This window comes from Gordonia sp. NPDC058843, from assembly GCF_042743165.1.
Lineage (GTDB): Bacteria > Actinomycetota > Actinomycetes > Mycobacteriales > Mycobacteriaceae > Gordonia.
The window spans coordinates 112,790-124,557 of the sequence record NZ_JBHYNC010000015.1; the positions used below are offsets into that span (position 1 = coordinate 112,790).

An 11,768-nucleotide genomic window follows, 5' to 3' on the forward strand; every position below is an offset into this window, starting at 1 on the left:
TGGATCTTTAACATGCGAACGAACGACAGTCGTGGCTCCTGGCCACTGTCGCCGCCGGTGGGGACGGCGACACCAGGCACACTGGACCGGTGAAGAACTCGCCCCCGCTGCGACCCATGGAGTTCGCGTCCGTCGCGATCTTCGGCGGACTGACCGTCGCGGCGGTGGTCATCGCGTCGGTCATCCCGTTGGCCCAGGCGGCCGGACTGCTCGCCCCGGTACCGCTCGCACTCGTCGCCGCGCGCACCCGGCCGCGGGCCCTCATCACCGCGACGGTCGCCACCACCGCCGTCGCGTTCGCGATGGCGGGGACCGGCGCCATGGCGACCGTGCTGGGGTCGGCGCTGATCGGTGGCCTGGTCGGCGACATCAAGCGCCGGGGCCGGGGGATCGGTGTGCTCGGTGGCGCCACGCTGGTGGCCTCGCCCCTGCTCGGCGGGATCTCCGTGCTGGTCCTGCTCGTGCTGGTGCCCCTGCGGGAGCTGACGATCGAGGCGATGACCAACTCCATCCACGGTGTAGCGAAGTGGCTGCACGGGTGGGGCCCGACCGGGGGCGTCGCCGACGGGCTCGATGCCATGAGCCGGAGCATTGCCGACGACTGGTGGGTGTGGGTCTGGGTGTCGGGGACCGTCGGCACCGCGATCTCGCTTCTCGTCGCGTGGTGGATTCTCGGTTCCGTCATCAGCCGGTTGCGGGACGTGCCGAGCGAGGACACCCTCGACGCCGCGCCGTCGACGTTCGCGACGGGTGCACCCGCGGGTGATCCGGGTATCGCACCGCTGCCCCTGGTCCTCGAACGCGTCGGATTCGCCTACGCCCCGGACGCCCGCCCGGTGCTGCACGAGATCGACCTGCGGATCGATCCGGGTGAGTTCGTCGCCGTGGTCGGAGCCAACGGCTCCGGCAAGTCGACCCTCGCGAAGATCCTGGCCGGCCGCGACGCGACGACGGGAACGGTCCACCGGCCGGGCCGGGCGGGTCTGGGCGCGCACGGGGGGACCGCTCTCGTCCTGCAGCGCCCGGAGATCCAGATGTTGGGTTCGCGCGTCGCCGACGACGTCGTCTGGGGCCTGCCACCGGGAGTCGACGTCGATGTCGACGCGCTGCTCGACGAGGTGGGCTTGGCAGGTCTCGGAGACCGCGAGACCACGGATCTGTCAGGCGGTCAGCAACAGCGGCTGGCGATCGCCGGGGCGCTCGCGCGGAGCCCGCAACTGCTCATCGCCGACGAGGTGACCTCCATGGTCGATCCGGAAGGTCGGGGACAGCTGCTGGCGCTGCTGGCGGGCCTCCCGGCGCGCCGCGGGATCGCCGTCGTCCTGGTCACGCACCGAGGAAGCGAGGCCGCGGCCGCCGACCGGGTGATCCACCTGGGCGGAGGGCGAATGGTGCCGCACGCGCCGGACTGGATGCCGAGTCCCGATGCCGACCTGGCCGCCCCGGCTCAGACGTCGCGCCCGTCACCGCCGCCCGCCTCGACGTCGCGGATCGGCGGACCTCTCCTGGTTCTCGACCAGGTGGGGTACGCCCACCTGCCGGGCTCGCCGTGGGAGGTCGTCGCGCTGCAGGCGATCTCCCTGACGGTCTACCGCGGCGAGGGACTCCTCGTCGTCGGTGGCAATGGGTCGGGCAAGACGACCCTCGCATGGATCATGGCCGGGCTGCTCACGCCGGGGACCGGAACGTGCCGCCTGCTTGATGTCCACGAAAAGATAACTCCTGGAGCCGGTTTCGACGCCGGAACGCCGATGACCGACCGGGTCGGAGCGGTCGGGCTCGGATTCCAGCACGCTCGGCTGCAGCTGCAGAAGGTCACTGTTGCCGACGAGATCATGGCGGCGGGTGGCGAGAAGGTGGGCACCGCCGAGGTGGCCCGCGTTCTCGAACTCGTCGGGTTGCCACGCCAGATGGCGGTCACCAAGGTCGACGCGCTCTCGGGCGGACAGATGCGGCGCGTCGTCCTGGCCGGACTCATCGCCCGCCATCCCGACCTGCTCGTCCTCGACGAGCCGCTGGCCGGCCTCGATCCACCGGCCCGCGAAGAGATCGTCGCGCTCCTGGCACGACTCCGCGCCGACGGCATGACGATCGTGATCATCTCCCACGACTTCGAGGCGTTGGAGTCGGTGTGCACCCGACGAGTCCGCCTCGTCGACGGTCGTCTGCTGCCCGATTCGCAACACATGATCGATCAGGCGCCCGGATGGAACGGAGGAACCCGATGACGATGCGTACCGTTCCGCTGCGGCAGGTGCCGGGCGACTCGTTCGTGCACCGGTTGTGGGCGGGGACCAAACTCGTGATCGTGCTGATCCTCGGGATCATGACCTGGGTGCTGCCGTCGTGGCCGGCCCTCGGCATGGTCGCCGCGGTGGTCGTGATCACCGCATTGGTCGCGGGAATCCCGTTGGGCGCCATACCGCGTCCGCCGTGGTGGTTCTGGGGCCTGATCGGGATCGGCGTCGTGTTCAACGCGTCCTTCGCCGGCATCCCCGGTGCTCTGGTGTTCCTGCGCGCCATCACGCTGGCCCTTGTCCTCGTCGCCAGCTCGATCCTCGTCATCTGGACCACTCCCATGGCAGATGTGGCGCCGGCACTCGCACGGTTGATGCGCCCGCTCCGGTGGCTGCGCCTCCCCGTCGATGAGTGGGCAGTGGCGATCGCGTTGTGCCTCAGGGGTCTTCCCTTGCTGATCGAGGAGTTGCGCATGCTGCGTGCGGCGCATCGCCTGCGACCGACGACGGAAGGCCGGAGCGACCATCCGTCGGCGGAGATGGGGATCATGGATCTGATCACCGCGGCCATGTCCTCGGCACTCCGACGCAGCGCCGAGATGTCCGAGGCGATCACCGCCCGCGGCGGCACCGGCCGCCTGACCGCCCACCAGGCCGGTCCCGGGCGGGCAGACGCGGTCGCGCTCATCGTCATCGGCGTGGCGTGTGCAGTCGCCATCGGGGTCACGCTCGCGTTGTAGTCGTGACCCCTGTGAAAGAGCTCTGCTCCCTGGGGAGCGAGCTTGCGAGCGTTGATCTCTGCTCCCTGAGGAGCGCCGGGCGCTCCTCAGGGAGCAATGGGGGGCCGCTTCGCTTCGCGGACAACGAACAGCGCCGGTCACCCGAAGGTGACCGGCGCCGTTGGTGTTTGGCGAACCCGGGAATCAGGCCGGGACGACCAGTCCGCTGCCCTGGCTCTTCGCGCGGGCGAGACGCTCGTTGGCGTCGGCCCAATTGACGACGTTCCACCACGCCTTGACGTAGTCCGGCTTGACGTTCTGGTAGTCGAGGTAGAAGGCGTGCTCCCACATGTCCAGCATGACGACCGGGATGATGGCGGCGGGGATGTTGCCGCTCTGGTCGGTCAGCTGCAGGATGACGAGCTTGCCGCCGATGGTGTCGTAGCCCAGGATCGCCCAGCCCGAACCCTGCAGGGTGGTGGCTGCGGCGGTGAAGTGGGCCTTGAACTTGTCGAAGCCACCGAACTGCTCGGTGAGAGCGGCGGCGAGGTCGCCGTCGGGCTCGCCACCACCGTTGGGCGACAAGTTCTTCCAGAAGATGGAGTGGTTGGTGTGACCGCCCAGGTGGAACGACAGGGTGGCCGAGAGTCCGTAGACCTTGCCGGCGATGCTGTCGTCGTCGCGAGCCGCGGCCAGCTTCTCCAGGGTGTCGTTGGCGCCCTTGACGTAGGTGGCGTGGTGCTTGCTGTGGTGGAGCTCCATGATCCTGCCGGAGATGTGCGGTTCCAGTGCCGCATAGTCGTAATCGAGATCCGGCAAGGTGTAATCAGCCACGATGTTCCTCTCTGAGGTGCTACTCGTTTTACCTGTCCACGCATGGCACCGACAGCTGGGCCGGGCGCCACACGAACGCTTCCAGCCTTCCCCAGAGCACTAGTGATTGCAACAATTCCACGCCAAGAAACATCAAGTGCGGTTGAGATTTCAGTGACGCAGATGGCGTGACGAGCGGAGGGAACAACGGCTTCGGAGCCGTATCGGGTCCGTGCCGATCAGATCAGGACGAGCAGAATGAAGACGGCGATGAGCGCGAGAATGGTGAGCGCGCTGGTGCGGCAGCTCTTCGCCACGTCGTAGGTGACGACGCGTGGAGCGGTTCGGCCGACCCCCGGGGCGCGTCGAAGATCTCGGGTCGCGTGCGTCGCCATCGTCGCCTTTCGTCCCTGGATCGGCAGATATATCCACCCGTCGAGGAGACCGGGACGCTCAGAGTGAGCGGTATCACAGAGCGCTTGATGTGACCGCCATCATAGACAGACTCGAACGATCGGCTCAAGTCGTCGTGATCGGAACGCAGGATCGCCGCGCGTAGACTTGCACCATGTCTTGGCTCGACCAGCTCTTCGGCGCTTCCCGCAAGCAGGATCTCGTCGGTGCCGACGCCGCCCTGCCCGGCCGCACGTCCGAGATCACCGTTCCCGGCGAGCACCTGATTCTCGAGACCCCGATGCGTGGTCGGCCGGAATCCGACGGCACCCACGTACACGGCATCGGCAGGTTCGACGACGGTCTCGCCGCGATCGTGCTGGCCGGTGGGTGTTTCTGGGGCATCGAGGAGATCTTCTGGCAGATCCCCGGCGTGCACACGACCGCGGTCGGTTACGCGGGCGGGTTCACGCCCAACCCGACCTACGAGGAGACCTGCACCGCCCGGACCGGCCACACCGAGGCCGCCCTGGTGGTCTTCGATCCGGCCGTCATCGATCTCGAGGGTCTGCTGAAGATCTTCTGGGAGTCGCACGACCCGACCCAGGAGATGCGTCAGGGCAACGACATCGGCACCCAGTACCGATCCGCGGTGTACGGCTTGACCGACGAGGACGTGGCCGTTGTCCGGAAGACCGCCGCGACCTTCCAGACCGCACTCGATGCTGCCGGGGAGGGTCCGATCACGACCGAGATCAAGACGCTCGCCGGGGCGGGAGGCGGCCGGTTCTATTACGCCGAGGACTATCACCAGCAGTACCTCGCCAAGAATCCGCACGGATACCGCTGTCACGCGGCGACCGGTGTCGGCTACCCGGGCTGACGCCGCGGTGGCCGATCGAGCCATGCGGCCGGATGTCCGACGAGCCGTGCGGTGACCGAAGAGATCTCGCTGCGGCAGTGGAATCGAACTCTTCTGCAACGCCAGCATCTGCTCACCCCGGTCGCCGAGGACGCCATCGAGGTCCTCGACCGCTGTGTCGGGTTGCAGTCGCAGGATCCACGCGCGGCATTCTTCGGATTATGGTCGCGGATAGCGGATTTCGACCCGCTCGAGTTGGATGAGCTGCTCACAGACCGTGAGGTCGTCCGGATGGCGTTGCTGCGTTCTACGATCTTCTTGATCGACGCCGAAGACGCGCGCTGGATTCGTCGCCTCGCCGAACCGACGCTGCGACGTGAGCTCACGGACTACCACGCGCCGAGACTGGTGAATGCCGATCCCGCAAGGGTTCTCACGTCCGCCGCGGAGATCCTCGCGGGCCGCGAACTCACCGGCGCTCAACTCGGGCGAGAACTGGGCTCCCGCCATCCTGCCGAGGATGCGTCGACACTCACCGCGATCGCTCGATGTGGCCTGCCGTTGGTCCAGGTACCGCCACGCGGTCTGTGGCGCGGTCGGGGCGGTCCGACGTACCGACTGTTCGACGAGTGGGTCGGGCCCGGCGAGCCGGCGGTCGTCGATGATGATGCCCGTGCCGACCTGATCCGGTTGTACCTGCGCGGTTTCGGTCCGGCGACCGTGAAGGCCATCCAGACCTGGTCCGGGCTGACCCGGTTGCGCCCGCTGGTGGAGAAGCTCGAGGCCGACTGGGAACTCGTCCGTCTCGCAGGACCGAACGGCGAGATCCTCTACGACCTCGACGGCCTCGCGCTCGCCGATCCGGATGCTCCGGCACCCGCGCGGCTCATAGCGCCGTTCGACCATGTGATCGGCGCCCAGGCCGACCGGATCCGGGTCGCCGAACCCGAGATGTTCCGGCGCACGGTGACCCCGAACGGCCGGTCGCCCGGGTTCGTATTCGTCGACGGATTCCTGGTGGGCACATGGTCTCTCGACGCCGACGAGGTACCGGTGGTGGAGTTCCTGCGTACGGTGACCGTTGCCGAACGCCGCGAGGTCGAGGTCGAGGTCGACCGGCTCCGCGAGTTCGTGACCGGTACCTGACGTCCGAGTCCGGCTAGCCGGTAGACCTCGGTGATCGTTGCGCCAGGCGCAACGACCCGCTGCACCTGCGACCCGCCCCGGGCCGCGACTCAATCGCCGGTGCGCGGATTCCGAGAGGTGATGCAGTAGGGGCGTCCGACCGGGTCGGCCATCGTCGTCCAATGGGGATAGTGCTCGATCGCGCGGGCGCCCCAGTCCTCGTGCCGGGCGACCTCGTCGGTGACGGAGTTGGTGGCGATGTCGAGGTGCGCGGTCGCCGTGCCGTCTCTGCGGTTCTCGTCCTGCGTGCGCTGCAACAGGATTCCGAGCGTCACCGCCGGGTCGCGACGCAGAGCGACCAGTTCGCTGCGGCCTCGGGGCTTGGTCGGCCAGCCGGTGACCCGGGTCCAGAACTCGACCTCGGCGTCGAACATGTCACCCGGGATGTCGATGCACAACTGGTCGATGATGCTGATCGCGTCGCCGGGCCATCGGATGGGTCGCGAGCGCTTCGACTCGCCCTCCCAGGGCACGAGGCAGAACACGAACCCGGCCGGCGATCGCAGGGTGAGGTGGGTGCCGGCGTCCTGGACAAGGATCGCCCCGAGCGCGACCGCCTCGGCGGCGGAGGCGTGCGGGTCGTCGGTGTGGATGTCGAGATGGACCCCGCCCGGACCGTCGTCGATCCGCTGGACACGAAGGTGGGGGTCGCCGTAGAACGGCTCGAGCGACGCGAACTCACGGTGCTCGCCACGTGGCGGGGAGACCGTGCTGCCCGAGATCGCGCGCCAGAAGGTCACCTCGCTGCCGAACACCTCGGCGGGGAAATCGAGGAATGCGCTGAGCCACCGCACCTGCACCCGGCAGATTCTACGGTGCGTCCGACGCCGCAGGGTGTCGCGGCGCACGCGGACAGGAGACGCACGCGGTCTGCACGCGTCGTTACACTCGGGCAGATGACTGTAGGGCCGCTGGCGGCGGTGGGGAAGAAATTCTCGAAGGCGCGAACCGAGCAGGTCGCTGTGGTCCGTCTCGACGGCCCGATCGGGATCGCCGGGATGGGCAAGCACGGCGTCAACACCGAGTCCGTCGAGCCGGTTCTGAAGAAGGCCTTCGCCACGGAGCGGTTGCGGGCGGTCGTGGTCGTCATCAATTCGCCGGGCGGTTCGCCGGCGCAGTCGGAGTACATCGCCGAACGCATTCGCCAGCTCTCGGCGGAGAAGGGGGTGCCCGTCCTCGCGTTCTGTGAGGACGTCGCAGCCTCCGGCGGCTACTGGATCGCATGCGCCGCCGACGAGATCTTCGCCGCCCACACCTCCATCGTCGGTTCGATCGGCGTGGTGTCGTCGGGTTTCGGTTTCTCGGCTGTGCTCGACCGGTTCGGCGTGGAGCGCAGGCTCTACACGACGGGTGAGAACAAGGCCCGGCTCGACACGTTCTCGCCCCAGCAGGCCGAGGACGTCGAATGGCTCAAGGGACTGCAGGGGCAGCTGCACGAGGCGTTCATCGCCTGGGTGCGGCAGCGCCGCGGCAAGAAACTGACCGCGTCCGACGAGGAGCTCTTCAACGGCGACGTCTGGATCGGCCGACGCGCCGCCGAACTCGGCGTCGTCGACGGGATCGGCGTCATGCGCTCCGTCGTGGCCGAAAGGTATCCGGACGCCGAGATCACCGTTGTGGAGACACCGAAGCCGTTGCTGATGCGTCTGGTGGGAAGCCAGACCTCTGTCGCGGGCTTGGCGGAGAGCGTGACTACGGGTGTTCTGGCAGCGTTCGATCGCGCGCCGTCGTTGCGCATGTCGCTTCTGCACCGGGACTGAAGCGCCACCGACGGGGCCGTCCACCCGGTTTTCGTTGTGTATTGTCCCCAAGTTATCCACAGGTGCTGTTCATTGAAGTGGAACTTCAGGTCGCCTCGGCCCATGCACTGTCGTGAACTTCCTACGCGCACATCCGGCCAAACGAGTGACCGTTGTCACAAGTAGATGACCCTTGGCCTGCGTTTTTCCACAATTCCACAGTCTCATCCCCAACTAGACAGTCAGTTCGTGGCCTGGGGACAAACGACCAGGACGTGCATGTGGATAAAATTATGTAGGTAAACATAGTCCCAGATCGGTGGCCCCTCGACGGCTGGTCGCGACGGCGCGCGGACCGGCGTCGTGGAGAGGTGGCATCGCACCCGGCCGACTCTGTGCCACCATGGAAAACGTGACCATGGGCGACATCACGCAGGTGCCGGTGACCGACCTTCCGGACGACTTCACCGCGCAGACCGACGCGATCATGCTCGACGTCCGCGAGGACGACGAATGGGCGTCCGGCCATATCCGGGGAGCCGTGCACATCCCGTTGGCCGAGGTTCCCGGACGCCTCGACGAACTCGACCCGGACCAGGACCTCTACGTGGTCTGTCATTCCAGTGGCCGATCGATGCGCGTGCTGCAGTACCTCGCCCAAGTCGGTTACGACGGCATCTGCGTTCGTGGTGGCATGCTCGCCTGGCAGGAACACGGCAAGCCCGTCGAGCTCGGTGATCGGCGATCCGAGGGCGACACCGGCCGATGATCGACCTGTGCCCGCGGTGCCGAATCCAGGCGCCGCACCGTCCCGGACGCGATCACTGTCCCCGATGCGGCGGACCGCTGAGCGTCGTCGACGATGCCGCTCGTGCGATGGCGGCCCGACCGGCGTCGTCGGCACGGTCGTCGGTTCCGGGTGGTCCGATGCATCGACCGCAGGTTCCTCCTCGTTCGGGTTCGCATCCGGCGCCCGCCGGGCGCGTGTATCGCAGCCGCAACGTGCGATGGGTCGCCCGTCGGCCACCCGAGGCGATACCCGCACGACGCGGCCCCTCGGGCCGACGCGGTCCCCGCCTCATCCCTCGGTACGTCTACCTACCCACGTGGGGTCTGCACGACGAACCTGCGGAGGCCGACACCGCACATCAGAAGCTCGAGGGTTCGCGTGCCCGGTTCGCCCTCACCCTGGTGCTCGCCGGTGTCGCGCTGGGCGCGTCCGCTCTTGTCCATCTGGTCCGCTACATCCTGTTGGTCGTCAACCGAGACCGCCCACTGCCCGAGGGCCTGATCGTCGCGTCGGACTGGCTGACCGTCTTCGTCGGTGTCGTCGCGTTCCTCGGATTCGTACTCGCGACACTGGCTTTCATGCGATGGGTTCTGGAGCTGCGCGCTGACACCTACGCATCGGCGGGACTCCTCGACCCGCGCCGCCCCGGTTGGGTCGCGGCCCTGTCCGGGTTGCCGCTGATCAACCTCGTCGGTGCCCCGCTGGTGTTGCAGGAGGTCGCCGCGCACCGGGTCGGCCACGACCCCGCGCTCGATGCCGACCTGGTGGGCAGACGACTCCGCAAGCTGTGGGTTGCCTGGGTGCTGGTCAACGTGACGGCTGGAGCCGCCGTCGTCGCCCGGCTCATCGCGTGGCGCTCGGACTCGCTACAGACCGGGGCGAACTCGCTGATCATGGTCGTCGTCAGCGCGGCGGTCTCCGCTGCCTTCGCCTTCTGGATGGCACGCCGGGTGCGGACTCTCTTCGAGGTCGCCGCCGCGGCCCCGGTCCCGACGAGACGGTGGGTGGCGGTCGGATGAACTCAGGGGTCAATGTGGGCGCGGCCGAGAAGGTCTCGCGTTCGGGCAAGCCGGCGGTGGTGGCACACCGCGGAGCATCCGGCGACTGTCCGGAACACACCCTTGCTGCTTACGAGTTGGCTCTCGCGCAGGGAGCGGACGGACTCGAATGCGACGTCCGGCTGACCGCCGACCACGAGCTCGTCTGCGTGCACGACCGAACCGTCGACCGGACATCCGACGGCACGGGCATCGTCAGCGAGATGACGCTCGCCGAACTGCGTGAACTCGACTTCGGCAGCTGGCACGCGTCGGGCGGGCCGGCATCGATCCTGACACTGCGGGAGTTGCTCACGTTGACCCTGGACTGGCGTCGGCCGGTCCGGCTGTTCATCGAGACCAAGCATCCGGTGCGGTTCGGCAGTCTCGTCGAGCAGAAGCTCCTCGAGATGTTGCACGAGTTCGGGGTGGCGACCCCGCCATCGGCCGATCACAGCCGCGCGGTGGTCATCTCGTTCTCCTCGGCCGGGGTCTGGCGCATCCGACGCCATGCCCCCATGTTGCCGACGATCCTGCTCGGTGACACCGCTCGGGTCCTCGGGGGCGGTGCCGCGACCGCGGTCGGAGCGACGGGCATCGGGCCGTCGGTGATGACTCTGCGGCAGTATCCGGACCTCGTCGACCGTGCCGCCGCGGCCGGACGGGTGACGTACTGCTGGACGGTCGACGAACAGGTCGACGTCCAGCTCTGCGCTGATCTCGGGGTGCGGTGGGTGGCCACCAACCATCCGGCGAAGGTGCGCGACTGGCTGGTGACGGTCGACTGAGCCGCCGGCCGCACGACCCTGTCGGGCGCCGCGAGCCGTCGTGAGAGAGTGGACCGATGGGCAAGAAGAGCAAGCGGGGCAGCGGACCACGTCCGGGAAGCAATCGCGCCGAGCGCGTGGCAGCACGGAAGGCGCGGCAGGCCGCCGCTCTGGCGCCGCCGCCCCGGCCCTTCGCCGGATTCGCGTCCGAATGCGATTTCGTCGCACTGCGGACCTTCGTGGCATCGGCGACCGCGCGACTCGAGCTCGCCGAACCGGCGGGCTCGCGTAACGACGTCTCGATCGTGACCATCCTGCCGGGTGCGGTGCCCGCTCTCGTCCGCGATGTCGACGGCGCCGCCGAGGGTTTCGTGGGATTGCAGACCGATCCGGATCGGACGGCGCTCACCGTCGAACTGGCCGCGGCCATCGCGTGGGCCGCACATGCCGACGCCGGTAGCGAGTTCGACCTCGACTCCGCCGACGAGGCGCCGACCCTCGACGAGGTCGTGAAAACCGATGCCACGCTGGATATCACGGTGCACCAGGATTTCGGCTGGTGGTTCGTGGAGGGCACCGATGTTCCCGCCGAGATCACGGCGATGTTCGAGCGTGCCAACGAGTCGGTCTTGCCGACCGCGCGGCTCGTGGTCGACAGCGGCGCCGGTGCGCCCTGGTGGGTCGACGCCGGGGAGCGAGCGCACCTGCGCTGGATCCGGCCCGAGCCGGAAGACGATCTGATGTCGGCGATGGCCCGGTTGCACGCCGCCGGACGGTTGACGGTGGGCGAGGGGTCGCGGTTCGCCGGGTCGTTCCGCACGCACGGTCTGCTCGTGCCGGTCTTCGACCTCGACAACGAGATGCATCACGAAGAGTGGTACGCCGGTCTCAATCAGCTCGACCAGTGGCTCGGCGAGGCCCTCGCGGACACCTCGCCGCTGACGATCGAGCAGCGGAGCTCACGCGACGGCATCCGGGGTCGGCAGGTCACCCTGCGCTGATCAGCGCGTTCTTGCTGCTTTCTGAGCCGCAAGAACCGCAAAACCGCAGGTCCCAGCCCCTGCTCCCTGAGGTGCGAGGAGCGATAGCGGTGGTCTTGTTTGCTCCCTGAGGTGCGAGGAGCGGTGATTCTGTTTGCTCCCTGAGGTGCGAGGAGCGGTGATTCTGTTTGCTCCCTGAGGTGCGAGGAGCGGTGATTCTGTTTGCTCCCTGAGGTGCGAGGAGCG

General features: G+C 68.0%; 12 protein-coding genes. 9 read left to right on the forward strand and 3 right to left on the reverse strand.

Annotated features, from left to right (window positions below; genetic code table 11):
* The first annotated feature begins 89 nt into the window (after positions 1-89).
* Positions 90-2,228 carry an ABC transporter ATP-binding protein gene (locus ACFW3F_RS12725; protein WP_388057784.1) on the forward strand — a complete coding sequence of 713 codons (2,139 nt, stop codon included), beginning with the start codon at positions 90-92 and terminating at the stop codon, positions 2,226-2,228.
* Positions 2,225-2,977, forward strand: coding sequence for an energy-coupling factor transporter transmembrane component T family protein (locus ACFW3F_RS12730; RefSeq protein ID WP_388057786.1), 753 nt, complete (start codon positions 2,225-2,227; stop codon positions 2,975-2,977). Before ACFW3F_RS12725 ends, ACFW3F_RS12730 begins: the two co-directional genes overlap by 4 nt.
* 183 nt (positions 2,978-3,160) lie before the next feature.
* On the opposite strand, the gene ACFW3F_RS12735 is transcribed toward ACFW3F_RS12730, so the two are convergent.
* Positions 3,161-3,790: a superoxide dismutase gene (locus ACFW3F_RS12735; protein WP_010843982.1), complete on the reverse strand. Its 630-nt coding sequence runs from the start codon at positions 3,788-3,790 to the stop codon at positions 3,161-3,163.
* A gap of 218 nt (positions 3,791-4,008) precedes the next feature.
* The gene (locus ACFW3F_RS12740) at positions 4,009-4,164 is read right to left on the reverse strand and encodes a hypothetical protein (RefSeq protein ID WP_388057788.1); all 156 of its coding nucleotides are present in this window, start codon (positions 4,162-4,164) and stop codon (positions 4,009-4,011) included.
* Positions 4,165-4,337: 173 nt separating this feature from the next.
* Here ACFW3F_RS12740 and msrA point away from each other — a divergent pair, with 173 nt between their 5' ends.
* Together msrA and ACFW3F_RS12750 are read left to right on the forward strand one after the other, a co-directional pair.
* Positions 4,338-5,045: a peptide-methionine (S)-S-oxide reductase MsrA gene (msrA, locus tag ACFW3F_RS12745; protein ID WP_388057790.1), complete on the forward strand. Its 708-nt coding sequence runs from the start codon at positions 4,338-4,340 to the stop codon at positions 5,043-5,045.
* Between the two features lie 51 nt (positions 5,046-5,096).
* A complete protein-coding gene (locus ACFW3F_RS12750; protein ID WP_388057792.1) occupies positions 5,097-6,170 on the forward strand; it encodes a winged helix DNA-binding domain-containing protein in 1,074 nt (357 codons plus the stop codon).
* Positions 6,171-6,259: 89 nt separating this feature from the next.
* Here ACFW3F_RS12750 and ACFW3F_RS12755 read toward each other — a convergent pair whose 3' ends face one another.
* Positions 6,260-7,009, reverse strand: coding sequence for a VOC family protein (locus ACFW3F_RS12755; RefSeq protein WP_388057794.1), 750 nt, complete (start codon positions 7,007-7,009; stop codon positions 6,260-6,262).
* Positions 7,010-7,105: 96 nt separating this feature from the next.
* Between ACFW3F_RS12755 and ACFW3F_RS12760 the strand changes: the two genes are divergently transcribed.
* The 5 genes from ACFW3F_RS12760 to ACFW3F_RS12780 all read left to right on the forward strand — a co-directional run bounded on the left by ACFW3F_RS12760 (position 7,106) and on the right by ACFW3F_RS12780 (position 11,543).
* Entirely contained in the window at positions 7,106-7,969 is an 864-nt protein-coding gene (locus ACFW3F_RS12760; RefSeq protein ID WP_388057796.1) for a S49 family peptidase, read from the forward strand.
* 397 nt (positions 7,970-8,366) lie between these two features.
* A complete protein-coding gene (locus tag ACFW3F_RS12765; RefSeq protein WP_388057818.1) occupies positions 8,367-8,717 on the forward strand; it encodes a rhodanese-like domain-containing protein in 351 nt (116 codons plus the stop codon).
* 158 nt (positions 8,718-8,875) lie between these two features.
* Entirely contained in the window at positions 8,876-9,757 is an 882-nt protein-coding gene (locus tag ACFW3F_RS12770; RefSeq protein ID WP_388057798.1) for a DUF4328 domain-containing protein, read from the forward strand.
* Entirely contained in the window at positions 9,754-10,563 is an 810-nt protein-coding gene (locus ACFW3F_RS12775; protein WP_388057800.1) for a glycerophosphodiester phosphodiesterase family protein, read from the forward strand. Before ACFW3F_RS12770 ends, ACFW3F_RS12775 begins: the two co-directional genes overlap by 4 nt.
* A gap of 56 nt (positions 10,564-10,619) precedes the next feature.
* The gene (locus ACFW3F_RS12780) at positions 10,620-11,543 is read left to right on the forward strand and encodes a DUF5926 family protein (protein ID WP_388057802.1); all 924 of its coding nucleotides are present in this window, start codon (positions 10,620-10,622) and stop codon (positions 11,541-11,543) included.
* Positions 11,544-11,768: the final 225 nt, after the last annotated feature.